This window comes from Maribellus maritimus (assembly GCF_022267315.1).
GTDB classification, from domain to species: domain Bacteria; phylum Bacteroidota; class Bacteroidia; order Bacteroidales; family Prolixibacteraceae; genus Draconibacterium; species Draconibacterium maritimum.
The window spans coordinates 1-344 of the sequence record NZ_JAIKLE010000191.1 but is presented as its reverse complement, the minus strand read 5'-3'; the positions used below and the strand labels follow the sequence as shown (position 1 = coordinate 344).

Sequence of the window (344 nt, the reverse complement as noted above, 5' to 3'; positions counted from 1 at the left end):
CCTCTACGTAGAGTTGCAAAAACAAGGAATAGAAGTGATCCTGTGCAATGGAAAGTTTACAAAACATGCCAAAGGGAAAAAGACCGATGTGAAAGATAGCCGGTGGATTCAGAAACTTCATTCCCTGGGTTTGTTATCTGGAAGTTTCCTTCCCGATGAAACCACAGAGATATTGCGTACTTATTGCCGTCAAAGGACAAACTGGATAGAACTTGCCGCAAGTGCTTCAAGAAAGATGCAGAAGTACTTAAAGTTTCTGAATTTCAGATTAGATATAGTAGTTAATGATGTTTGTGGACTTACAGGCCTAAAAATTATCGAGGCCATTTGTAATGGGAACCTCG

1 protein-coding gene is annotated in these 344 nt (G+C 40.1%); it reads left to right on the top strand.

Annotated elements, in window-relative coordinates:
* The coding region (locus tag K5G00_RS29630) for an IS110 family transposase (protein WP_238770280.1) at positions 1-344 on the top strand (344 nt) is incomplete at both ends.